20 protein-coding genes are annotated in these 24014 nt (G+C 70.9%); 9 read left to right on the top strand and 11 right to left on the bottom strand.

The annotated features are described in order from the left end of the window. Positions 1–3: 3 nt before the first annotated feature. Both QO011_RS02635 and QO011_RS02630 read right to left on the bottom strand, forming a co-directional pair. Complete coding sequence (locus tag QO011_RS02635; RefSeq protein ID WP_307267265.1) at positions 4–2130, bottom strand: CHASE2 domain-containing protein; 2127 nt, start codon at positions 2128–2130, stop codon at positions 4–6. After that, complete coding sequence (locus QO011_RS02630; protein WP_307267263.1) at positions 2123–2857, bottom strand: Crp/Fnr family transcriptional regulator; 735 nt, start codon at positions 2855–2857, stop codon at positions 2123–2125. Before QO011_RS02630 ends, QO011_RS02635 begins: the two co-directional genes overlap by 8 nt. Before the next feature lie 183 nt (positions 2858–3040). Here QO011_RS02630 and QO011_RS02625 point away from each other — a divergent pair, with 183 nt between their 5' ends. From QO011_RS02625 to QO011_RS02600, 6 genes are all read left to right on the top strand, one after another. Then, complete coding sequence (locus tag QO011_RS02625; protein WP_307267260.1) at positions 3041–3805, top strand: ComF family protein; 765 nt, start codon at positions 3041–3043, stop codon at positions 3803–3805. 65 nt (positions 3806–3870) lie between these two features. After that, complete coding sequence (gene grxC, locus QO011_RS02620) at positions 3871–4131, top strand: glutaredoxin 3 (RefSeq protein ID WP_307267257.1); 261 nt, start codon at positions 3871–3873, stop codon at positions 4129–4131. 10 nt (positions 4132–4141) lie between these two features. Then, entirely contained in the window at positions 4142–4990 is an 849-nt protein-coding gene (locus QO011_RS02615; protein ID WP_307267254.1) for a carbon-nitrogen hydrolase family protein, read from the top strand. Continuing rightward, positions 4987–5454, top strand: coding sequence for a DUF1178 family protein (locus QO011_RS02610; RefSeq protein WP_307267251.1), 468 nt, complete (start codon positions 4987–4989; stop codon positions 5452–5454). The genes QO011_RS02615 and QO011_RS02610 overlap by 4 nt, the downstream gene beginning before the upstream one ends. A 210-nt stretch (positions 5455–5664) precedes the next feature. Then, positions 5665–6996: an ammonium transporter gene (locus QO011_RS02605; protein WP_307267249.1), complete on the top strand. Its 1332-nt coding sequence runs from the start codon at positions 5665–5667 to the stop codon at positions 6994–6996. A 24-nt stretch (positions 6997–7020) separates the two neighbouring features. Then, positions 7021–7197 carry a hypothetical protein gene (locus QO011_RS02600; protein ID WP_307267247.1) on the top strand — a complete coding sequence of 59 codons (177 nt, stop codon included), beginning with the start codon at positions 7021–7023 and terminating at the stop codon, positions 7195–7197. 58 nt (positions 7198–7255) lie between these two features. Here QO011_RS02600 and ubiG read toward each other — a convergent pair whose 3' ends face one another. From ubiG to QO011_RS02585, 3 genes are read right to left on the bottom strand one after another with little or no spacing between them, the layout of a single operon-like run. Then, the gene (ubiG, locus tag QO011_RS02595) at positions 7256–8026 is read right to left on the bottom strand and encodes a bifunctional 2-polyprenyl-6-hydroxyphenol methylase/3-demethylubiquinol 3-O-methyltransferase UbiG (RefSeq protein ID WP_307267244.1); all 771 of its coding nucleotides are present in this window, start codon (positions 8024–8026) and stop codon (positions 7256–7258) included. A 59-nt stretch (positions 8027–8085) separates the two neighbouring features. Beyond that, positions 8086–8610, bottom strand: coding sequence for an isoprenylcysteine carboxyl methyltransferase family protein (locus tag QO011_RS02590; RefSeq protein ID WP_307267242.1), 525 nt, complete (start codon positions 8608–8610; stop codon positions 8086–8088). After that, entirely contained in the window at positions 8607–9653 is a 1047-nt protein-coding gene (locus QO011_RS02585) for a type III polyketide synthase (RefSeq protein ID WP_307267239.1), read from the bottom strand. The genes QO011_RS02590 and QO011_RS02585 overlap by 4 nt, the downstream gene beginning before the upstream one ends. A 244-nt stretch (positions 9654–9897) precedes the next feature. Between QO011_RS02585 and QO011_RS02580 the strand changes: the two genes are divergently transcribed. Beyond that, positions 9898–14721 (top strand): NAD-glutamate dehydrogenase, encoded by a 4824-nt coding sequence (locus QO011_RS02580; RefSeq protein WP_307267237.1) that lies wholly within the window; start codon positions 9898–9900, stop codon positions 14719–14721. Between the two features lie 19 nt (positions 14722–14740). Here QO011_RS02580 and QO011_RS02575 read toward each other — a convergent pair whose 3' ends face one another. Continuing rightward, a complete protein-coding gene (locus QO011_RS02575; protein ID WP_307267234.1) occupies positions 14741–15538 on the bottom strand; it encodes a TrmH family RNA methyltransferase in 798 nt (265 codons plus the stop codon). A 4-nt stretch (positions 15539–15542) separates the two neighbouring features. After that, complete coding sequence (locus QO011_RS02570; protein WP_307267231.1) at positions 15543–16571, bottom strand: histone deacetylase family protein; 1029 nt, start codon at positions 16569–16571, stop codon at positions 15543–15545. A 138-nt stretch (positions 16572–16709) separates the two neighbouring features. Between QO011_RS02570 and QO011_RS02565 the strand changes: the two genes are divergently transcribed. Then, entirely contained in the window at positions 16710–17582 is an 873-nt protein-coding gene (locus tag QO011_RS02565; protein ID WP_307267229.1) for a methyltransferase domain-containing protein, read from the top strand. Between the two features lie 8 nt (positions 17583–17590). On the opposite strand, the gene QO011_RS02560 is transcribed toward QO011_RS02565, so the two are convergent. From QO011_RS02560 to QO011_RS02545, 4 genes are all read right to left on the bottom strand, one after another. Beyond that, entirely contained in the window at positions 17591–17797 is a 207-nt protein-coding gene (locus QO011_RS02560; protein WP_307267226.1) for a Flp family type IVb pilin, read from the bottom strand. Between the two features lie 25 nt (positions 17798–17822). Further along, a complete protein-coding gene (locus QO011_RS02555) occupies positions 17823–18227 on the bottom strand; it encodes a (deoxy)nucleoside triphosphate pyrophosphohydrolase (protein WP_307267224.1) in 405 nt (134 codons plus the stop codon). Positions 18228–18345: 118 nt separating this feature from the next. Further along, positions 18346–19584, bottom strand: coding sequence for a bifunctional glutamate N-acetyltransferase/amino-acid acetyltransferase ArgJ (argJ, locus tag QO011_RS02550; protein ID WP_307267221.1), 1239 nt, complete (start codon positions 19582–19584; stop codon positions 18346–18348). Positions 19585–19726: 142 nt separating this feature from the next. Continuing rightward, positions 19727–20620, bottom strand: a complete 894-nt coding sequence (locus QO011_RS02545) for a peptidylprolyl isomerase (RefSeq protein WP_307267219.1) — start codon at positions 20618–20620, stop codon at positions 19727–19729. 424 nt (positions 20621–21044) lie between these two features. Between QO011_RS02545 and secA the strand changes: the two genes are divergently transcribed. Further along, complete coding sequence (gene secA, locus QO011_RS02540) at positions 21045–23843, top strand: preprotein translocase subunit SecA (RefSeq protein WP_307267217.1); 2799 nt, start codon at positions 21045–21047, stop codon at positions 23841–23843. Positions 23844–24014 lie beyond the last annotated feature (171 nt).

Genomic DNA, 24014 nt, shown 5'->3' with positions numbered 1-24014 from the left:
GCCCTATTGCGCCACCTTCATGGCCGCTGCGGCGCCGGCAGCCGCTTCCTTGAGCGTGCGCACCCAATAGGCGGTGGCCGGATCGTCCGGCCAGTCGCGGGCCAGGACCTCGAACAGGGCCAGCGCCTCGGGGCGGCCGTCCTGCATCGCGGCATAGGCCGCGCCATAGGCACGCCTGCGGTCGTCGGTGGCATCGTCCGGCCAGGGGCTGTGGACCGCCGTCGCCGCGGCCCGGCCGCGCAGCGTCACCGTGCCGAGCGGGCGCAGGCGCTCGGGCTGCCCGATGGCGGTGGCGGCGCGCGCGCCCAGGCAGATGGTGGTGCCGAACTGCTTGTTGATGGCTTCCAGCCGCGCGGCGGAGTTCACCGCGTCGCCATGGGCGGTGTAGTCGAGATGGCCGAGGCCGCCGACGTCGCCGACGATCACCGGGCCGGTCTCGAAGCCGATGCGGGTGCGCCCGAAGCCGAGGCGCCTGGCGTCCTCGCGCTCGCGGAAGGCCGAGGCGAAGCGGCCGATCTCGATGGCGCAGTCGAGCGCCGCCCGGGCGTGGCCGGGCACGTCGAGCGGGGCGTTGAACAGGCCGTGCACCGCGTCGCCGACGATCTTGTCGACCATGCCGCCATGCCGGATGACGATGGCGCAGACGCCCTCGAAATAGGCGTCGAGCGCGCCGACCAGCGTGCGCGGCTCGGCGGTCTCCGACATGGTGGTGAAGCCTTCGATGTCGGAGAACAGCGCCGTGACCTCGCGCAGCTCGCCCTCGATCTTCAATTCCTCGGGCGCCGCGGTCAGGCGGCGCACGATCGCCGGCGAGAGGTAGCGGCCGAACTTGCGCTCGATCGCCCCGCGCAGCTTGCGGGTGCGGGCGAACATCACCAGCGCGGCGGCGTTGGCAGCACCGATCGCCGGGATCAGCGGCCCGGCCGGATCGACCAGGAGGTCCATGCGGGCGAACAGGGCGAAGGAGGTGCTCATCCAGGCGAGGATCATCAGGCCGAGCACGGCGGCCGCCGCCAGCGGTCCCAGCATCAGCGCCGCGACCAGGGCGATCAGGCCGAGCGCGGCGGCGATCGCCGGCTCGATCAGGCTCGGGCGCTCGATGCGCTCGAGGATATGGCCGGCGCGGGCATTCTCGACGATCTCGGCCTGGAGCTGCACCGTCGGCGTCAGCGGGTCGGCCGCCGTGGCGAAGAAGGCGCCGGCCTCCGGTGCGCTGGTGCCGATCAGCACGATGCGGTCGGTGAAGCGCTCGGGCGCCACCTTGCCGTCCATCACGTCCGCGGCCGAGACGGTGCGCGCCGGCCAGGTGGCGGCGGGCGCGAGATGGAGGCGCATCGCCGCGCCCTCGCGCAGCGGCAGCTTCAGGTTGCCGATCGCCACCGTCGCGCCGTCGTCCTCGAGCACGAAGGTGGAGGCGTGCTGGGCATCGCGCACCACCTCCAGGGCGAAGCCGGCATAGACCTCGCCGGCGCCGCGCACGAAGATCGGCGCGTCGCGCACCCGCGCCCCCGGTCCGGCGTCGAGGGACAGGACGCCGACGGCGGCAGCCGCGTCCGAGAGCTGCGACAGCGGCGCCGCCACGCCGTCCGCCTCGCGCAGGCGCTGCTGGCTGGAACGGCCGTTGACCACGATCGGCGCGGGGAAGGGCGGAGCATCGCGGCTGACGTCGTCCAGCACCATGCCGAGGACCACGTCGGAGCGGGAGATGACGCCGGCGAGATCGGTGTCGTCGTCGCGCAGCGTGTCGGCGAAGGCGACGAGGTCGTCGCGGTGCGCCTCCTGGGCGATGGCGCGCAGCACCGGGCCCGGGGCCCGGCGGTCGGCGCCGCGCAGCAGGATGTCGAGGCCGATCACCGCGGGCTTGCCCTGCTGCACCCGCTCGACCATCGCGGCCAGCACGCCGCGGCGCCAGGGCCAGGAGCCCTTGGCGGCCAGGCTGGCGCGGTCGATGTCGACCACCACCACGCCGTCCGGCACCCGGGCGGGCGGGACCATCATGCCCATGAGGTCGAACGCTTCCTCGCGCAGCCGGCTCGCCGCGCCGCCGACATCGGTGAGGAGGAAGGCCATGCCCAGGGCGAAGGCGACGAGGCCCGCCGCGATCGCCGGGCGAAGGCCGGGATCAGCCACGAAGCCCGTCCTGGTCCCGCGCTGCCTGCTCGCCGCTGCCGGTCTGCGCCAGGCGCGTCAGGGCCGCCACGTCGCACTGGATGATGGCGCCGCGCCGCTCGATCGCCCCCGCCGCCTCGAAGGCGGCGATCAGGCGGTTGACCTTCGGGCGGCTGGCGCCGACGAAGCTGGCGATGGCGCCCTGGGAGATGGTGAGCGGAGCGACGCGCGCGCCGTCGGCGCGGGTGCGGCCGTGGCGCTTGAGGTGCCAGAGCAGGAAGCGCGCCAGGCGCGCCTCCAGGGGATAGAGCGCGATCGATTCGAGCTGGTCCGTGGTCTCGCGCAGACGCGCGCACATCACCTGCAGGATCATCATCTGCAGGCCCGACCGGTCGCCGAGGAGCTTGGTGAAGGGCGGCTGGCCGATGAAGCCGGCGACCACCGGCGCGGCCGCGACCGCGTCGGCGGTGCGCCGCCCGCCGTCGATGACGGCGATCTCGCCGATGACGTCCCCGGCCTCGGCCTGGCGCAGGATCAGTTCGCGCCCCTCGGCCGAGACGATGGACAGGCGGATGCGGCCCTGCAGCACGACGATCATGCCCTCGCCGGGATCGCCGCGCAGGAACAGCGTCTCGCCTTCGGCATAGCGCCGCTCCACGGCGAGCCCCGCGACGGCGTCGAGATCGGCCTCGCTGGCGTTCGCGAACAGTTCCAGGCGGGCAAGGGCGGCGCGAAGGGAGGTGGCCATGGGGGCTCGACGGGCGGACTGTGACGGCGCGGCACTATGCAGCCGGGGAAGCCGGACGGCAAATCAGGTCGCTGGAAAAGAATGGAAATTCGGCGACCTGTGCCTATCCTGCCCCCGAGATCGGCCGCGGAAGCTCCTATCCAAGCCCGCGTCCGGCATGCCAGACTGAGGCGGAGGGGCTGCATGGAGAGGGCGCTCGCATCCCGCTGGGCCGGCCGGATCGGCCGCATCGCCGCACGCGCGGCCGATTTCGTGCTGCCGCCGCGCTGCCTCGCCTGCCTGGCGCCGACCGGCTCGCACGGCGGCCTGTGCGCCGCCTGCTGGGCCGGCCTGCCGCTGATCGAGCGGCCGTTCTGCGAGCGGCTCGGCATCCCCTTCGCCTATGACCATGGCGAGGGCATGCTCTCGGCGGAGGCGATCGCCGACCCGCCGGCCTATGGCAAGGCGCGGGCGGCGGCGCGCTACGAGGGCGTGGCCGTCGATCTCGCCCACCGGCTGAAATATGGCGACCGCGTCGACATCGCCCCGCTGCTCGGCGGGCTGATGGCGCGGGCCGGCGCCGACATCCTGGCGACGGCCGAGGTGATCGTGCCGGTGCCGCTGCATCGCTGGCGCCTGTGGCGCCGACGCTTCAACCAGTCGGCCCTGCTGGGGCTGGAGGTGTCGCGGCTCAGCGGCGTGCCGCAGGATCCGTTCCTGGTGGCGCGCCAGCGCCGCACGCCCCGGCAGGTCGGCCTTTCCCGCAAGGAGCGCGCCCGCAACGTGCAGGGCGCCTTCGCCGTGCCCGAGGCCCGGCGCCCCGATCTCAAGGGCCGGCGCGTCGTGCTGATCGACGACGTCGTCACCACCGGAGCCACCGTCGAGGCGGTCGCCCGCACGCTGCTGCGGGCCGGGGCGGGGAATGTCGACGTGCTCGCCTTCGCCCGGGTGGCGGGCCAGCTCGAATAGCACGCCTTGTGAGCCGGACGGAAAAGCCCATATAACGTTTTCGTGTCCGTGGTTTCGGGTGCTCCATGCCGCCGGTCGTCATCTACACCAAGTCCTGGTGTCCCTATTGCCATGCCGCCAAGGATCTCCTGCGCCGCAAGGGCGTTTCCTTCGAGGAGATCGATCTGGACGGCAAGCCCGCCGAACAGGCGGCGATGAGCGCGCGCGCCCATGGCCGCCGCACCGTGCCGCAGATCTTCATCGGCGAGACCCATGTCGGCGGCTGCGACGATCTCCATGACCTCGATGCCGCCGGCGGGCTCGACCGGCTGCTCGCGACCGCCTGAGGAGACGACCATGCGCTTCACCGCCGCCTGCCTGCAGATGCGCTCCACCCGCGTTCCCGCGCAGAACATCGAGACCGTGGCCGGGGCGGCGCGCGAGGCCAAGGCCGCGGGCGCCGCCTATCTGCAGACGCCGGAGATGACCACCATCGTCGACCGCGACCGCGAGGCGCTGATGGCCGTCATCGGCGACGAGCGCAGCAATCCAGAGCTCGACGCCCTGCGCGGCATCGCCCGGGAGGCGGGCCTGCACCTGCATGTCGGCTCGATGGCGGTGCGCGTCGGCGACAAGGCCGCGAACCGCGCCTTCGTCATCGACCCGCAGGGCGAGGTGGTCGCGTCCTACGACAAGATCCACCTGTTCGACGTCGACCTCGCCGGCGGCGAGAGCTGGCGGGAGTCGAATGCCTATGTCGGCGGGGCGCGGGCCGTGGTCGCGGACCTGCCCTTCGCCCGGCTCGGCCTCGGCATCTGCTATGACGTGCGCTTCCCCCAGCTCTTCCGCGCCTATGGCGATGCCGGGGCGGAGGTGATCTCGGCGCCGGCCTGCTTCACCCGACAGACCGGCGAGGCGCATTGGCACGTGCTGCAGCGGGCCCGCGCGATCGAGAACGGCGCCTTCATGATCTCGGCGGCGCAGGCCGGCCGGCACGAGGACGGGCGCGAGACCTTCGGCCATTCGCTGATCGTCGACCCCTGGGGCCGGGTGCTCGCCGATGCCGGCACGGAGCCCGGCCTGATCTATGCCGAGATCGACATCCACGCCGTGGCGGCGACGCGCGGCAAGATTCCCAACCTTCGGAATGCGCGGCCGTTCGAGGTCGCATTCGCCGAACGCACCGTGATGAGGGCGGCCGAGTGATCCGCTATACCCTGGCCTGCGACGAGGGACATGATTTCGAGAGCTGGTTCCGCGATGCCGCCGCCTGCGACGAGCAGGCGGAGCGCGGCCTGCTGACCTGCCCCTCCTGCGGCTCGACCAAGGTCGGCAAGGCGATCATGGCGCCGCAGGTGGCGCGCAAGGACCGCCCGTCGGCCCGTCCCGAGGCCGTGCCGGCCCCCCGGGCCGAGGGCGAGCAGCCCGTGGCCCTGGTCTCGCCCCAGGAGGTGGAGCTGCGCGAGAAGCTGCGGGCGCTCAGAGCGCATCTGACCGAGAATGCCGCCGACGTCGGCAAGCGCTTTGCCGAGGAAGCACGCAAGATGCATTTCGGCGAGACCGAGCACCGCTCGATCTATGGCGAGGCGACGCCCGAGGATGCGCGCAGCCTGATCGAGGACGGCGTCGAGTTCTATCCCCTGCCGGCGGTGCCCGACGAGCGCAACTGACGGACGCTTCGGGCCGCTCTTCCCATCGGCTTCGCCACGGCGTGCCCGCAGGCCCGGGACCCGGCGGCCTGCGGGCACGCCGGGCTGGCACATGCCTTGCTCGATCCCAGACCGTGCCGGAGGGGCAGCGCGGCTCGAAGCCGTTCCGCTCCCAGTCCGGCATCCGGCGATGAGGCGCCGGCCATCCACAATGGGGAACTGGGGAACAGAATGGAATTGAACGAGCTCGTCACCAAGATAGAGACGCTTGAAAAGGCCCTGGCGATGGCCAAGACGGTCAATGCCGAGGTCTTCTACTGGTGGTGCACGGCCTTGATGGTCGCCATCCATGCCGGGTTTCTTGCTTATGAAATGGGCGCTTCGCGTGCCAAGAATGCTCTTGCATCGGGCATCAAGAACCTGATCGCCTTTGCCTTCCTCGTGCCGGCCTTCTTCTTCGTCGGCTGGTGGATCTATCTCGCCTTTCCCACCGGCTTGACCATCTCCGATGCCGCGTCGGCCGGCGTGCCGTGGGGCGACAAGATGGGGCCGAACCTGGCGGACAATGCCAACGGCATCTTCTGGGCCGCCTTCACGCTGTTCGCGGCCACCACGGCCTCGATCATGTCCGGCGCGGTGATCGAGCGGATTCGCATCTCCGCCTTCACCATCCTGGCCCTCGTCCTCGGCGCGGCGGTCTGGATCCTCGGGGCCTCGTGGGGCTGGCATCCCGAGGGCTGGCTGACCACGGCCTGGGGCCTGCACGACGTCGGCGCGGCCGGCTGCGTCCACATGATCGCCGGCTTCTTCACGCTCGGCGTGCTGATCAATCTCGGCCCGCGTCTCGGCCGCTTCAACGCCGACGGCAGCGTCAACACGATCTGCGGCCACAACATGCCGATGTCGCTCATCGGCCTGATGCTGATCGTGATGGGCTTCTTCGGCTTCCTCGGCGGCTGCATCATCTATACCGGCGACGCCTGGACGACGATCTACAACACGCCGACGACGCTCTCGGCCTTCGCCTTCAACACGCTGATGGGCATCGCCGGCGGCATGATCGGCTGCTACGTCGTGACGCGCGACCCGTTCTGGATGATGTCGGGCGCCCTGGTCGGGGTGATCTCGTCCGCCTCGGGCCTCGACGTCTACTATCCCGGCCTGGCCTTCCTGATCAGCTTTGCCGGCGGCTGCGTCATCCCCAAGCTCAACGACCTCCTGGTGACGCGGTTCAAGATCGACGACGCGGTCGGCGCCGTGGCGGTGCACGGCTTCGGCGGGGCCTGGGGCCTCCTGGCCGCCGGCATCTTCGCTGCCGGCTACCCCAACATGGCCGGTCCCGAGGTGTCGTTCCTCGGCCAGCTCAAGAGCGCGATCGTCTTCGGCCTGCTCGGCTTCGTGCCGGGCTATGTCCTGTCCTACCTGCTCAGGCGGGTCGGGCTGCTGCGGGCGAACCCCGCCGCGGAGGCTGCCGGCCTCGACCTCACCGAAGTCCCGGTCAAGGCCTATCCGGAGGCCGGCCTGCCGGCCTTTGCCGGCGCCTCGATCAGCCCGGCGCAATGAGCCGCCCCGACACAGGAGACCACGATGATGACTTCGTCACCGATCACCAGCTGGGACGGCGCGACGGCCTATTTCACCTTCGCGGACAGGCCGGCCGTGCTGGCGCTGATCTGCCTGGCCGCAGCTGCCGTCTGCGTCTACGCGATCGCCAGCATGGTCAGGCACGAGACCGAGCGCTACGCCGAGATCGGCCGGCAATAGGCGCATCGTCCTGACAGCGCGGCGCCGCCGGCCCGGGCCCGGCGGCGCCGCATCCCGATCAGGCGTGCGCCGGCGGTGCGGGGCGCTCCATCGTCATCATGTAGTTGACGTCGAGGTCGGAGGAGAGCCGCCAGCCGCCGCGCAGCAGGTCGTAGACGACGCCGCGCCGGTCGGCGACGGCAAGGCCGGCCGGCGTGACGGCGGCCTCGATCTCCGCGGGCGTGACGAACTTGTCCCAGTCGTGCGTGCCCTTGGGCAGCCAGCGCAGCACGCGCTCGGCCGCGACGATCGCCAGCGCATGGGCCTTCAGCGTGCGGTTGATGGTCGAGACGACGAGGAGACCGCCCGGCCGCACCAGCCCGGCGCAGGTCTCGAGGAAGGCGGCGGGATCGGGGACGTGCTCGACGATCTCCAGCGCGAGCACCACATCGAAGCTGTCGCCGCCGGCGGCCAGTGCCTCCGCCGTGGTGCAGCGATAGTCGATGGCGAGGCCGGAGCGCGCGGCATGCAGTCTCGCGGCCTCGATGCTGGCGGCGGCGGCGTCGATGCCGGTCACGTCGGCGCCAAGCCGGGCCAGCGGTTCGCTGAGCAGGCCGGCGCCGCAGCCGATATCGGCGACCCGCAAGCCGGCGAGCCCGTCCAGCGCCACGCCGTCGCGGCCGAAGCGGGCGGCGATGCGCTCGCGGAGATAGGCGAGGCGCACCGGATTGAGCCGGTGCAGCGCCTTCATGCTGCCGTTCGGGTTCCACCAGTCGGCGGCGAGGCGCCCGAAGCGCTCGACCTCCCCGGCATCGACCGACCGGCCCGCGGCGTTTGCATTCCCTGACATGACCGCTCCATCTCTCGCGGTCGGTATAGATGATTTCGCCGGCAGGCGAGAGCGTTTCCTCAGGGCTCGACCTTCCCCGGGCGCGCGGCAGCGAGGGCGCGCTCCTCCGCGGGAACGCGGACGGCGAGCAGGATGGCAGCGTTGGCGAGGCTGAAAGCGAAGGCGTAGAGGGGCAGGCCGAAGGCGAGGGGCAGGACCAGGATTTCCCCGGCCACCACGGCATAGTTGGGATGGCGCAGCAGGCGGTAGGGGCCGCGCCGCACCAGCGGCGCGCCGGGAGAGACGATGATGCGCGTCGTCCAGCGCGGCCCGAGCGTCGCCAGGGTCCAGGCGCGCAGCAGCTGCAGCAGGCCGAACAGGACGAGCCAGGCGAGGTCCGGCCCGGTGCCCCAGGCCAGGAGCCAGAGGCCGGCGAGCCAGGCGGCGTGCAGCACGACGATCAGGGGATAGTGGCCGGCGGCGTGCTCGACCGCTCCGGCCCGGATCAGGCGTGCGGTGTTGCGCCGGGCGAGGGCCAGCTCGGCCCCCCGCTCGAGGGTGACGAAGGCGAGCACGGCGAAGCCGAGCGGGTCGGGCGCGGTCATGCCGGCACCAGGGTGGCGGTGCTCAGCGTGAAGCCGGGGCCGAGGGCGGCGAGCGCCATGCGGCCGGGCACGCCGCCGGCGAGCACGCGCTCGAGCACGAAGAGGGCGGTGGGGGCCGACATGTTGCCGTAGCGCTCCAGCACGGCGCGCTCCTCGGCGAGGGACCCCGGCGCCAGCGCCAGCGCCGTCTCGATCGCCGCCACCACCTTGGCGCCGCCGGGATGACAGACGAAGCGGTCGATGTCCGCGCGGGTCAGATGCTGGGCGGCGAGGATGGCGTCCATCGCCGGCCCGAGATGGCGCTCGGCGAAGGGCGGGATCGCCCGGTCGAAGATGACGCCGAGGCCCTCGTCGTCGACCGACCAGCCCATGATGTCGAGCGTGCCGGGCCAGGTGCGCTCGCCGCCGCCTTCGATCGCCAGGAGGCCGCCGTTGCCTGCCCGCAGCACCGCCGCCGCCGCGCCGTCGCCGAACAGCGCCACCGCGACGAGGTTCTCCTTGTCCGCCTTGTCGAGCCGCACCGAGAGGGTGCAGAGCTCGACCACCACCAGCAGCACGGTGGAGCCGGGGCGCGCCTCGGCCAGGCGCGCGGCGAGCGACAGGCCGGAGACGCCGCCGGCACAGCCCAGGCCGAACACCGGCACGCGCGCCACATCGTCGCGAAAGCCGAGCGCGGCGGCGGCGCGCGCCTCCAGGCTCGGGGTGGCGACACCGGTGGAGGAGACGGTGACCACCGCGTCGATGTCCGCCCCGCGCAGCCCGGCACGGGCGAGCGCCTGGCCCGCCGCCTCGACGAACAGGCTGCCCGCCACCTGCAGATAGGCCTGCGAGCGGTCGGGCCAGCCATGCGGCTCGAGATACCATTCGATCGGCCGGGCGGCATGGCGCCGACGGATGCCGGTGTTGAGGAAGATGCCCTCCAGCCGGCTGAAATCGGGCATGCGCGGCGCGAAGATGCGGGCGGCGTGGCGGGCGACGGCGTCCTGGGTGAGGACGTGCGGCGGCACGGCGGTGGCGAGGGCGAGGATGCGGGCACTCGGCATGGAATGAACAGGCTCCGGTCAGGCCGATGTTGCGCCCCCCGGGATCGTCGAGCGCCGCTGGCATGGCGGGCTCGCAGATCCCACGGAGGCATGAACACCCGATGGAGGCAATTTATTCGCGTCTTCGTCACTTTGTCGGGCAAAGATGGCGGTGCAGGCGGATAGACACTGCCCGGTGGCCGGTTTTCCGCTAGCTTGGCGGCAATCGCCGCGCGTGAGACGGCGTGAAGATGGGAGATTCCCGATGGCGTGGCGTGACGACGAGGCGCGGACGACGCTGATCCGGCAGGCGGCGGATTCGATGAAGGCGGGCGGCGCTCCGCCGACCTTCGCCGAGCTGCTGTTCGGCCGCACCACCTTCGAGGACCTCGCCACGCACGATGCCGCCTCCCTCGCCATCCTGGCCGAGCAGGCCTGGGACCACGTCACCCGGCGCACGCCGGGCCATCACGACATCCGCATCGTCGACCCCGTGATGCCGGACGGGCGCGAGATCTCGGTGGTCGAGATCATCAACGACAACATGCCCTTCCTGTTCGACTCGACCATGGCCGAGTTCACCGAGCAGGGCATCGAGGTGCGCCTGGTCGCCCATCCCATCCTGTCGGTCGAGCGCGACGCGGAGGGGCGGCTCACCCATTTCTACGGCGATGCGACGGCCGATTCGCTGGGGCGGGGCGGGCGCGAGAGCCTGATCCACGTCCATGTCGACCGCATCGACGACCCGGCGATCCGCAGTGCCCTGGTGGAGGGCATCGACAAGACGCTGGACGACGTCAGGGCGTCGGTGCGGGACTGGCGCGAGATGCGCACGCGCGTCGAGCAGGCGGTCGAGGCTTTCCGCGTCACGCCGCCCTCCCTGCCCGAGGAGGAGGTGGAGGAGGCCAGCCAGCTCCTGCAATGGCTGGCCGCCAACAATTTCACCCTGCTGGGCCTGCGCGAATACCGCTTCGCCTCCGGCGACATGGCCACGGCCGACGTGGTGGAGGGAACCGGCCTCGGCATCCTGCGCGATCCGGCCGTGAAGATCCTGCGGCGCGGCTCCGAGCTGGTGGCGATGACGCCGGAAATCCGCGAGTTCCTGCGCGAGCCGACCGCGCTGATCGTCACCAAGGCCAATGTGAAGAGCCGGGTGCACCGGCGCATCCACATGGACTATGTCGGCGTCAAGCTCTACGCCGCGTCGGGCAAGCTCGAGGGCGAGCTGCGCATCGTCGGCCTGTTCACCTCCACCGCCTATACGCGCTCGGTGCGGCAGATCCCCTACCTCAGGCACAAGGTGGCGCAGGTGCTGCGCCGCGCCGGCTTCGATTCCGACAGCCATTCGGGCAAGGCCGCCCTGCACATCCTGGAGGAGTATCCGCGCGACGAATTGTTCCAGATCGACATCGAGACGCTGTTCGGCTTCGTCCTGGAAATCCTGATGCTCTACGAGCGCCCGCGCCTCAGGGCGCTCGCCCGGCCGGACAAGTTCGACCGCTTCGTCTCGGTCCTGCTGTTCCTGCCGCGCGAGAAGTACAACACCGACGTCAGGGTGCGGGCCGGCGCCTATCTCGCCTCCGCCTACAAGGGACGGCTCTCGGCCGCCTATGCCTCCTTCCCCGAGGGGCCGCTGGCGCGGGTGCACTACATCATCGGGCGCTACGAGGGCGCGACGCCGGTGATCGACCGCACCACGCTCGAATCCGAGCTCGCCGCCATCGCCGAGACCTGGTCGGACAAGCTCAAGGAGGCGCTGGGGCGCTCGACCGACGGGCTGCGCGCCCGCCAGCTGGCGCTGCGCTATGGCGGCGCCTTCTCGCAGGCCTATCAGGAGGCCTTCGGCTCGGCCCAGGCGATCGCCGATATCGGCACGAGCGAGCGGCTCGGTCCCCAGCGCCCCGTGGCGATCAGCGTCTATCGCCCGACCGACGAGGACGCGCCGGGCCGCTTCGGCCTCAAGGTGTTCGCCCACGCGACGCCGCTGACGCTGTCCTACCGGGTGCCCGTCATCGAGAACCACGGCCTGCGCGTCGTCGACGAGCGCACCTACCGCATCACCCCGCGGGCCACGCCGTCCCCGGCGCCGGTCTGGCTGCACGACATGACCATCGAGACGGCGGACGGCCAGCCGATCGACATCACCGACGAGCTCGACGCGCGGCTGGAAGCCTCGATCATGGCGGTGGTGGGCGGGCGCGCCGAGTCCGACGGCTACAACGCGCTGGTGCTGCGCAGCGGCCTGAGCTGGCGCGAGGTGGCCGTCATCCGCACCCTGTCGCTGTATCTCAGGCAGATCCGGGCGCGGTTCAGCCAGGACTACATGTGGACCACCCTGGTGCGCAATATCGGCATCGCCGGCAAGCTGATCGAGCTGTTCAAGGCGCGCTTCGACCCGCACCAGACGCTGACGGCCGCCGAGCGCGCGGCGAAGGAGGCGGCGGTCGCCGCCGCCATCGAGGAGGAGCTCAAGGCGGTGACCTCGCTCGACGAGGACCGGATCCTGCGCCGCTTCGTCAACCTGGTCCAGGCGGCGGTGCGCACCAATGTCTGGCAGCTCGGTGGGGATGGACAACCGCGCCAAGTGATCTCGTTCAAGTTCGAGTCGGGCAAGGTCGAGGGGCTGCCGGCGCCGAGGCCGCTCTACGAGATCTTCGTCTACTCGCCGCGGGTGGAGGGCATCCATCTCAGGTTCGGCAAGGTGGCGCGCGGCGGCCTGCGCTGGTCGGACCGGCCGCAGGACTTCCGCACCGAGGTGCTCGGCCTGGTCAAGGCCCAGCAGGTGAAGAACGCGGTGATCGTGCCGGTGGGCGCCAAGGGCGGCTTCGTGCCCAAGCTCCTGCCGCCGCCCTCCAACCGCGACGCCTGGATGGCCGAGGGCACGGAGGCCTACCGCATCTTCATCCGCTCGCTCCTGGAACTGACCGACAATATCGAGGGCGACGCCATCGTGCCGCCGGCCGACACGCTGCGCCACGACGGCGACGATCCCTATCTCGTCGTCGCCGCCGACAAGGGCACGGCGACCTTCTCGGACACGGCCAACGCCATCTCGGCGGAGAAGCACCACTGGCTCGGCGACGCCTTCGCCTCCGGCGGCAGCCAGGGCTACGACCACAAGAAGATGGCCATCACCGCCCGCGGCGCCTGGGAGGCGGTGAAGCGGCATTTCCGCGAGCTCGGCACCGACATCCAGACGGCGCCCTTCACGGCCGTCGGCGTCGGCGACATGTCCGGCGACGTGTTCGGCAACGGCATGCTCCTGTCGACGGCGACGAAGCTGGTGGCCGCCTTCGATCATCGCGACATCTTCCTCGACCCCGATCCGGATCCGGCCGCCAGCCATGCCGAGCGGGCGCGCCTGTTCGCGCTGCCGCGATCGAGCTGGCAGGACTATGACCGCAAGCTGATCTCGGCCGGCGGCGGCATCTTCCCGCGCAGCCTCAAGGCCATTCCGCTGACAGCGGAGATCCGCGCCCTGCTCGGCCTCGAGCGTGCGGAGGCGACGCCGTTCGAGGTGATGACGGCGATCCTCAAGGCCCGGGTCGACCTCATGTTCTTCGGCGGCATCGGCACCTATGTCCGCGCCTCGACCGAGGCGGACGACCAGGTCGGCGACCGCGCCAACGACCCGATCCGCATCACCGGCGGCGAGGTCCGCGCCAAGGTGATCGGCGAGGGCGCCAATCTCGGCGTCACCCAGCGCGGCCGCATCGAGGCGGCGCTGGCGGGGGTGAAGCTCAACACCGACGCCATCGACAATTCCGCCGGCGTCAACACCTCCGACGTGGAGGTGAACATCAAGATCGCCCTGGCTCGCCCCGAGCGCGACGGCCGCCTGACGGAAGCGGACCGCAATGCACTGCTCGCCGCCATGACCGACGACGTCGCGGCGCTGGTGCTGCGCAACAACTACCTGCAGACGCTGAGCCTGTCGCTGGCCGAGCGGCGCGGCGCCGCCGAGACCGGCTTCCTCGTCCGGCTGATGCAGAGCCTGGAGGGGCGCGGCCTGCTCGACCGGGCGGTGGAGTTCCTGCCGGACGATGCGACGCTGGCCGAGCGCACGCGGCGCGGCCTGCCCCTCTCCCGGCCGGAGCTCGCGGTGCTGCTGGCCTATGCCAAGCTGACGCTGAAGGACGACCTGCTCGCCACCGGCGTGCCCGACGATCCCTATCTCGCGCGCGAGCTGGTGCGCTACTTCCCCCCGGCGCTGCGCGAGCGCTTCCCGGACGCGATCGAGAACCATCGCCTGCGCCGGGAGATCATCGCCACGGGCCTGGCCAATTCGGCGATCAACCGGGCGGGGCCGGCGGCGGCGATCCGCCTGATGGACGAGACCGGCGCCGAGCTGCCGTCGCTGGCCATGGCCTTCGCCGTGGTGCGCGACGCCTATGACATGAGCGGGCTCAACGCGGCGCTGGATGCGCTCGACAACCGCATCGACGGCACCCTGCAGCTCAAGCTCTATGCGCGCATCCAGGACCTGCTCCTGTCGCGCGTGGTCTGGTTCGTGCGCAACGTCGATTTCAGCCCGGGGCTCGAGGCGGTGGTCACCCGGTTCCGCGACGGCATCGGCCAGATCGGCGCGGCGCTCGAGGCGGCGCTGCCGGCCGAGGCCGCGGCGGCACACGCCAAGGCGCGCCAGGAGCTGGAGGCGGCGGGCGTGCCGACCGCCACGGCCCAGCGTCTCGCCGATCTCGACGCGCTCGCGGCCGCGCCCGACATCGTGCTGGTGGCCGAGCGCACCGGCACGCCTCTGGCGGATGCCGCCGCGACGAACTTCGCGGCGCAGGCGGTGTTTCGCCTCGACCGGCTGGTCGATGCGGCCCGCGACATCCCGGCCAACGACTATTACGAGCGTCTCGCCGTCGACCGGGCGGTCGACCAGATCGCCGCGGCCGAGCGGCGGCTGGTGGCCGACATGCTCGGCGCGGGCCGGGCCGGCGCCGGCGCGGTCGAGGCCTGGCTCGAGGCCCATCCGGAGGCGGCCCGCATCCGCCGCTCGGTGGAGGAGATCACATCAGGCGGGCTGACGCTCGCCAAGCTCACGGTGGCGGCGAACCTGCTGGGCGACCTGGTGAAGGATTGAGAGGCCCGCGCCGGCCGCCTCACCTGCGCAGGTGGTGCAGCACGATGCCGCTCGTCGTGGCGACGTTGAGGGAATCGAAGCCGCCGGCCATGTCGATGCGCACCGTGCGCAGCCGGTCGAGCAGGGCCTGCGGCAGGCCCGGCCCCTCGGCGCCGAACAGCGCGGCCATGCGCGGTCCGGGCAGGATATCCCCCAGGCGTTCGGCGCCGCGCGGGCTGGTGGCCAGCACCTCGAAGCCCCGTGCCAGCAGCCCGTCGCAGAGCTCGGCCGCCGTTCCGCCGCGGGCGAAGGGCGTCACCAGCGCCGCGCCGGCGGAGACGCGGATGCTCTTGCGGTAGAGCGGGTCGCAGCAGGCCTCGTCCATCAGCACGGCGTCGGCGCCGAAGGCGGCGGCGTTGCGGAACAGGCCACCGATATTGTCGTGGTTGGCGATGGCCGACAGGACCACGACCAGGGCCTGCCGCGGCAGGCGTGCGATCAGGCCCTCGGCGGGCTCCGGGGTGCCGCGCAGGCCCATGGCCAGGATGCCGCGATGCAAGGGAAAGCCGGCGACGGCGTCGAGCACGGCGCGGCCGGCGACATGCACGGGCACGTCGTCGGGAAGGCCGGCCAGGAGGCCGGCGAGCGCGGCCACCCGGTTCTCGGCCAGCAGGACGGATTCCACCTTGAAGCGCCCGAGCGTCAGCGCGGCGCGCAGCACCACCTCGCCTTCGATGACGAAGCGGCCGCCGCGGCCGGCGAGGTCGCGCTCGCGGATGTCGCGATAGGGCTCGATCCCGGGATCGGCGGGATCCCCGACGGCGATCAGGCGGGGCATGCCGTCACTCCCCGGCAAAGCCCTCCAGCGTGTTGGCGACGTTGACGCCGATGGCTTCGACGGCATAGCCGCCTTCCATGACGAACAGCGTCGGCTTGCGCAGCCGGGCGATGCGCGCGCCGATCTTCAGATAGTCCGGGCTGTCGAGCCGGAACTGGGAGATCGGGTCCTCCTTGTAGGTGTCGACGCCGAGCGAGACCACCACCACGTCGGGCGCATAGGCCTCGACCCGGCGGCAGGCGGTCTCGAGGGCGGCGCTCCAGGCCTCGAAGCCCGTGCCCCAGCGCAGGGGGAAATTGGCGTTGAAGCCTTCGCCGGCCCCGGCCCCGGTCTCGTCCTCGTAGCCGAGGAAATAGGGATATTCCTGGGTGGGGTGGCCGTGGATGTTGCACACCAGCACGTCGGCGCGCTCGTAGAAGATCGACTGCGTGCCGTTGCCGTGGTGATAGTCGACGTCGAGGATCGCCACGCGCGGCGTGCCGCGGTCGCGGAAGGCCTGGGCCGCCACGGCGGCATTGTTGACGTAGCAATAGCCGCCCATGGTGCCGGCATGGGCGTGATGGCCGGGCGGCCGGCACAGCGCGAAGGCGGAGGGCTCGCCGCCGGCCACGAGGTCGACGCCGGTGAGCGCGACGTCGACCGACGCGGCGATGGCGTCGAAGCTGCCCGCCACCAGGCAGCAGCCGGCGTCGAAGGAGAAGTGTCCGAGCTTGCCGTCGATGGTCTCCGGCTCGATCGCCCGCATGCCCGGCGCTTTCCAGAAGCTCGGCAGGGCGGGGAAGTCGCGGCCGTCGGCGGTCCACAGCGCCCAGGCCTCCGACAGGAAGCTAACATAGTCGGCCTCGTGCACGCGCAGCACCGGGTCGAGGCCATGCGCCGCGGGCGCCAGGATCGGACCGAGGCCGCGCCCCTCGACGGCGGCGCGGATCATCTCGGCCCGCTCCGGCTTCTCGAAGGCGGGAACCACCCGGCCGTTGTTCAGTTCGACATGGCCGGAATGGCCGTGATGGCGGGGGGAGAACACCGTCTTCATGGGATATCGCACTCGCTCGCTGAGGCGGATCGCTGGCCGCCACGCTGCAGTGATAAGCAGGGCAGGGGCCTCGTGTCACTATCGGCCCGGCATGGCGCCCCCCTTTGCATCGGCCGCCGGCCGCTCTATGCAGGCGACATGACAGCGCCTCGCCTGTTCGACCGCCAGATCCTCGTCCTGCGCCGGCACCGCGCCGCGGCCGCGCCGGCCGATTTCCTGCTGCGGCACGTCGCCCTCGACATGGCCGACCGGCTGTCGGCCGTGCTGCGGCGCTTCGAGCGGGCCGTGGAGGTCGGCTCGCTCTCGCCGGCCCTGGCCGAGGCGGCGGCCCCCTTCGTCGCGGAGCTGGTGCGGCTCGGCCCGGCGGCGGCGCGGCCGGACGTGGTCGCCGACGAGGAGGCGCTGCCGCTCGCGCCGGCCTCAGCCGACCTCGCCCTCTCGGCGCTTGCGCTCCACGCCGTCAACGACCTGCCGGGGGCGCTGGTCCAGATCCGCCGCGCCCTGAAGCCGGACGGCCTGTTCCTCGCGGCCCTGGCCGGCGGGGCGACGCTGACCGAGCTGCGCCAGGCCTTCGCCGCGGCGGAGAGCGAGGTGGAGGGCGGCGTCAGCCCGCATGTCTTCCCCTTCGCCGACGTGCGCGACATGGGCGGGCTGCTGCAGCGGGCCGGCTTCGCCCTGCCGGTGACCGACAGCGAGGTGCTGACCGTGCGCTATGCCGACGCCTTCGCGCTGATGGCGGACCTGAGGGCGATGGGCGCCACCAACATCCTCGCCCAGCGTCGGCGGGCACCGATGCGCCGCGCCACGCTGCTGCGCATGGCGGAGGTCTACAAGGAGCGCTTCTCGGACGCGGACGGGCGCATCCGCGCCACGTTCGAAATCGTCTGGCTGTCGGGGTGGGCGCCGCACGCGAGCCAACAGGCGCCGCTGAAGCCGGGCTCGGCAAGGATGCGGCTCGCCGATGCGCTGGGCACCAGCGAGATCCGGCTCGGCGACAAGGCCGGCCGGTGAACGGCGTCTCAGCTGCCGGGCGAGTTGGCCACGGCGTTGGAGACCTTGTTCCAGAAATTGTCCATCAGGTTCTGCGAGAGCAGGTGCACCGCCGCGACGATGGCGAGGAAGATCAGGCCGGCGACCAGCCCGTATTCGATCGCCACGCCGCCGCTTCGGTCGCGCGCGAAGGCGGCGAGCATGCGCCCGGCTGCTTTCGTCCTGCCTGTCCTCACGGCGCCGTCTCCCGCTTGCATCCCTTCAGATAAGGTCGATGAGCGCGGGAATGAGCGGTTCATCGGCTGCCGGCATGGGAAAATCCCTCAGGCGCTTCGGCGACACCCATTTGAGAGCCTGCCCCTCCCGCCCCACCGGCGTGCCCGACCAGCGGCGGCACACCCACAGGGGCATCAGGAGCACGAAGTCGTCATAGGCGTGGCTCGCGAAGGTCAGCGGCGCGAGACAGGCTTCCTCGACCTCGATTCCCAGCTCTTCCTTCAGTTCACGGATCAACGTCTCCTCGGGGCGCTCGCCGGGCTCGATCTTGCCGCCGGGGAATTCCCAGAGGCCCGCCAGCGCCTTGCCCTCGGGACGCTGCGAGATCAGCACACGGCCGTCCGCATCGAGGAGGGCGCAGGCGACGACGAGAACGAGCCGATGACTCACGCGACCATCTCCAGAGGTAAGGGGTAAATGTTTACATCTCTCCCCAGCTTTGTCTCGATTTTGAGGGAACAGCGTGTCGCCGGCCGCGCTGCCATCCCGCCGGGACGGGGAGATGGGCTCAGGAGCGATAGTCGCCGTTGATGGCGACGTATTCCTTGGTGAGGTCGCAGGTGAAGACGCGGTCCCTGGCCCGGCCGAGCCCGAGGTCGACGCGCAGCAAGATCTCCTGGCCCTTCATGTAGGCCGAGGTCGCCGCCTCGTCATAGGCGGGGTCGCGGGCCCCCTCGACCGCCACGCGGATGTCGCCGAAGAAGATCGACAGACGGTCGCGCTCGGCCCGTTCGCCGGCCTTGCCGACCGCCATGACGACACGGCCCCAATTGGCGTCCTCGCCGGCGATGGCGGTCTTGACCAGCGGCGAATTGGCGATCGACATGGCGACGCGGCGGGCGGCGCGCTTGCTGGTGGCTCCCGTCACCGCGACGGTGACGAACTTGCGCGCGCCCTCGCCATCCCGCGCCACCTGCTGGGCGAGGTCGAGCAGGACGGCGTCGAGCGCCCTGGCGAAGGGCTTCAGCCGGGGATCGCCGAGCTCGGTGATCGGCGCTGCCGCAGCCTTGCCGGTGGCGAACAGCAGCAGCGTGTCGGAGGTGGAGGTGTCGCTGTCGACCGTCACCGCGTTGAAGCTGTCGACGACACCCTTCGACAGGAGCGCCTGCAGCACCGGCGCGGCGATGGGGGCGTCGGTGAAGACGAAGGAGAGCATGGTCGCCATGTCGGGCATGATCATGCCGGCACCCTTGGCGATGCCCGCGATGGTGACCGGCACGCCGCCGAGGTCGACCGAGGCCGTGGCGCCTTTCGGGAAGGTGTCGGTGGTCATGATGGCCTGGGCGGCGGCCTCGAAGGCGCCCGGCGCCGCGCGTCCGGCCGTCTCGTCGAGGACCCCGGCGAACTTGCTGGCGTCCAGCGGCTCGCCGATCACGCCGGTCGAGGCGAGATAGACCTCCTCGGGGCGGCAGCCGGCCGCCTTGGCCGCGATCTCCGCGGTCAGCTCCACGGCCTGGCGGCCCTTGAGGCCGGTGAAGGCGTTGGCGTTGCCGGAATTGACCACCAGCGTGCGCGCCGTGCCGTGCTTCAGGGCCGCGCGGCACCAGTCGACCGGGGCGGAGGGGCACTTGGAGCGGGTGAACACGCCCGCCACCGTGGTGCCCGGATCGAACAGGGCCATGAGCACGTCCGTGCGCCCCTTGTAGCGGATGCCGGCCTCGGCCGTGGCCAGCCGCACGCCGGCGATCGGCGGCAGATCGGGAAAGCGGGCGGGCGCGAGAGGGGAGAGGGGCGCGGGTTTCGCCATGGGTCGGTCCACTCGTTCGGGAGGCGCGCAGGCAAAAGCGCGCGACGGGCCGCCGGACCCGCCGCGCGTCGATAGCATCCCGGCAGGGCGCCGTGGATGGGAAAGATGAGGCCGTCCGGCAAAATCCGGCCGGCCGCCGGCCTCAGGGCTTGGGCGCGTCCGACGGGGCCGGGGCGGCCGGGGCCGGCGGAGCAGCGGGCTCGCTCGGCTTCGGCGGCTCGGGCTTGTCGATTTTGGCGGTGCCGCGCAGCTTCAAGATCAGGTCCTGCTGCGCCTTGCGCTGCAGATAGGTCTCGATCTGGGGCTTGACCTGCTCGAAGCTCGGCACCGGCTTCTGGCGCAGCTCCTCCAGCTTGATGACGTGCCAGCCGAACTGCGACTTCACCGGCTGGGAGATCTCGCCGGGCTTCAGCGCGAAGGCCGCATCGGCGAATTCCTTGACCATGCGGTCCTTGGTGAACCAGCCGAGGTCGCCGCCGTCGGAGGAGCCGGGGTCCTTGGAGAGCTCCTTGGCGACCTTGGAGAAGTCCTCGCCGCCCTTGACGCGGTCATAGGCCTTCTTGGCCTCGTCCTCCGTCTCCAGCAGGATATGGCGGGCATGCGCCTCCTGCTCCGGCGGAATCGTCTTGACGGTGTCGTCGTAGAGCTTGCGCATGGCCTCGTCGGTGACGGCGTCCTTGCCGACCTTGGTGAGCAGCTGCTCCATCAGGATCTTCTTGCGGAAATAGGCGAGGCGCTGGTCGAGATCGGCCTGGTCGACGACCTTCTCCTTCTCCGCCTCGGCGGCGACCAGCGCCATGTCGACGGAGTAGGAGGTGAGGTAGTCGCGCTTCTGCTCCGGCGTCATCTGCTGCGGCAGGCCGCTGGCCAGATCCTCGGACGCGATGGCGATGTCCTTCTCGGTGATCGGCTGGCCGTTGACGACCGCCGGCGGCTTGGCCGCATCCTCGGCGAGGACCGGCAGGGTGGCCAGAGCCAGCAGCGCGGCGCCGCCCAGCATCGAGGCGGCAAGGCGCGCGCGTCGCGAAGAAGTCATGGGATCGTTTCCTTTGGAACGGTGGAGTGAGGGGACGTGTGCCGCATCGCACGGCCCGACCCGGCGGCACGCCCGGGGCCGCGTGCGGCGGAAAGGCCCGGAAATTCCGCGAAGTTCAGGCTCTTGGCGGGAACGCCCGGGCCGGAGCCCTCTTCCGGCCCGGGCGTTCCCGCCGGCGGGGACATTGGCAACATCCCCGCTCGATTGACAAGCCCCGACCCCGATACTTATGTGACTGTCGAGCGCGCCGCCCATCGGATGCGCCCGCCAGTACGCTTATCACGGGCCGGCCCGCCCCTCATCCACTCGGAATGCGCCCGCATCATGGTGATGCCGCGTCATTCTGGCGCCACATCGTGTTGCGATGGGGAAGGGCCGCCCTCAAACCTCGCGCCGCTCCGGTGCGTAGACCCGAAGGTCCCCGATGTTCGGCACGCTCGCCAAGAAGCTTTTCGGTTCCTCCAACGACCGCCGCGTCAAGGGGTACCAGCCGCGGGTGGCGGCGATCAACGCCCTGGAGCCGGAGGTCGCGGCCCTCACCGACGAGGCGCTGCGGGCCCGCACGCAGGCATTCCGCCAGGAGCTGGCGGGCGGCAAGACGCTCGACGACATCCTGGTTCCCGCCTTCGCCACGGTGCGCGAGGCGGCCAAGCGGGTGCTCGGCCAGCGGCACTTCGACGTGCAGCTGATCGGCGGCATGGTGCTGCACGAGGGCGGCATCGCCGAGATGAAGACCGGTGAAGGCAAGACGCTGGTGGCCACTCTCGCGGTCTACCTCAACGCCCTGGCCGGCAAGGGCGTGCACGTCGTCACCGTCAACGACTACCTCGCCAGCCGCGACGCGGAATGGATGGGCCGGATCTACGGCTTCCTCGGCCTCACCACCGGCACCATCGTGCACGGGCTCGACGACGAGCAGCGCCACGACGCCTATGCCTGCGACATCACCTACGGCACCAACAACGAGTACGGCTTCGACTATCTGCGCGACAACATGAAGTACGACATGCGCGCCATGGTGCAGCGCGGTCATGCCTTCGCCATCGTCGACGAGGTCGACTCCATCCTGATCGACGAGGCGCGCACGCCGCTGATCATCTCCGGCCCGCTCGACGACCGCTCGGACCTCTACGTCACGATCGACGCGATCATGCCGCAGATCGAGAAGGACGATTTCGAGCTCGACGAGAAGCAGCGCACCGTCAACCTGACGGAGAAGGGCAACGAGCGCGTCGAGCAGATGCTGGCTGGCTCCGGCCTGATCAAGGAGGGCGGGCTCTACGACGCCGGCAACGTCACCGTCGTCCACCACGTCAACCAGGCGCTGCGCGCCCACAAGCTGTTCACCCGCGACAAGGACTACATCGTCCGCAACAACGAGGTGGTGATCATCGACGAGTTCACCGGCCGCATGATGCCCGGCCGGCGCTACTCGGAAGGCCTGCACCAGGCGCTGGAGGCCAAGGAGCGGGTCCAGATCCAGCCCGAGAACCAGACGCTGGCCTCGATCACCTTCCAGAACTATTTCCGCCTCTACAAGAAGCTGGCGGGCATGACCGGCACGGCCGCCACCGAGGCCAACGAGTTCATGGACATCTACAATCTCGATGTCGTGGAGATCCCGACCAACCGCAACATCCAGCGCATCGACGACGACGACGAGGTCTACCGGACGGTGGCGGAGAAGAACACGGCGATCATCACCCTGATCGACGAATGCCGCCAGCGCGGCCAGCCGCTGCTGGTCGGCACCACCTCGATCGAGAAGTCCGAGCATCTGGCCGAGCTCCTGAAGAAGCACGGCTACAAGCAACGCGACTTCTCCGACCCCAACGCGTTCGCCGGGCTCTATGATGGCAACACCACGGAGAAGGTGTTCGCGGTGCTGAACGCCCGCTACCACGAGCAGGAAGCCTTCATCGTCAGCCAGGCCGGCGTGCCCGGCGCCATCACCATCGCCACCAACATGGCCGGCCGCGGCACCGACATCCAGCTCGGCGGCAACGCCGACATGCGCGCCAAGGTCGAGGTGGCGCAGACGGAGGAAGGGCCGGAGCGCGAGGCGCACGAGGCCCGCATCCGCGCCCAGGTCGCGGCCCTCAAGGAGAAGGCGCTGGCCGCGGGCGGGCTCTACATCATCGGCACCGAGCGCCACGAGAGCCGCCGCATCGACAACCAGCTGCGCGGCCGCTCCGGCCGCCAGGGCGATCCGGGCCATTCCAAGTTCTTCCTGTCGCTGCAGGACGACCTGATGCGGATCTTCGGCTCCGACCGCATGGACGGCATGCTGCAGAAGCTCGGCCTCAAGGAGGGCGAGGCGATCGTCCATTCCTGGATCAACCGGGCGCTGGAGAAGGCGCAGCAGAAGGTCGAGGCGCGCAACTTCGACATCCGCAAGAACATCCTGAAATACGACAACGTGCTCAACGATCAGCGCAAGGTGATCTTCGAGCAGCGCCGCGAGTTCATGGCGCAGGATTCGGTCGCCGACACCATCACCGATTTCCGCCACCAGGTGATCGACGACATGGTCGCGGCGCATGTGCCGGAGAACGCCTATCCCGAGCAGTGGGACACGCCCGGCCTCGACAAAGCGGTCACTTCGGTGCTCAACCTCGACCTGCCCGTGGTCGACTGGGCCAAGGAGGAGGGCATCGCCGACGAGGAGCTGAAGGCGCGCATCCTCAAGGCCGCGGACGAATCCGCCGCGGTCCGCGTCGCCCGCTACACGCCGGAGATCATGCGCCAGGTGGAGAAGGCGGTGCTGCTGCAGTCGCTGGACCATCTGTGGCGCGAGCATATCGTCACGCTGGAGCACCTGCGCCAGGTGATCGGCCTGCGCGGCTACGGCCAGCGCGATCCGCTGGTCGAGTACAAGGCGGAAGGCTTCAATCTGTTCCAGGAGATGACCGGCCGCCTGCGCGAGGCCGTCACCGGCCAGATGATGCGGGTGGAGATCATGCAGGAGCCGCCGGAGCCGACGCTTCCGGCCATGTTCGCCCATCATGTCGACGCCAGCACCGGCGAGGACGAGCTGGCGGGCGCTTCGGCCTCATTCGCCGATTCGAGCGTCGCCGTCGGCCAGGCCTATGGCGTGGCCGCCACGCCGGTGGCGCAGCGCAATCCGAACGACCCCTCGACCTGGGGCCGGGTCGGCCGCAACGAGGCCTGCCCTTGCGGCTCGGGCAAGAAATACAAGCACTGCCACGGGCAGATCGTCTGAGGGCCTGCCCGGCTCGCTTCAGACGAAGGCGAACGGCGACAGGCGCCGCTCCGGCATGACCGCCGAGGGTGCCTCGCCGGTTCAGCGCGCGCATGCGGGCGTGGAAGCCGGCGGCGCAGGGGGCGGCGCCGGTCCGCGAGCAGCACCCAGACCGGCCCGCAGAGACATCCG

The sequence above is a fragment of the Labrys wisconsinensis genome, assembly GCF_030814995.1.
Lineage (GTDB): Bacteria > Pseudomonadota > Alphaproteobacteria > Rhizobiales > Labraceae > Labrys > Labrys wisconsinensis.
This window is presented reverse-complemented; position numbering and strand designations above follow the sequence as displayed.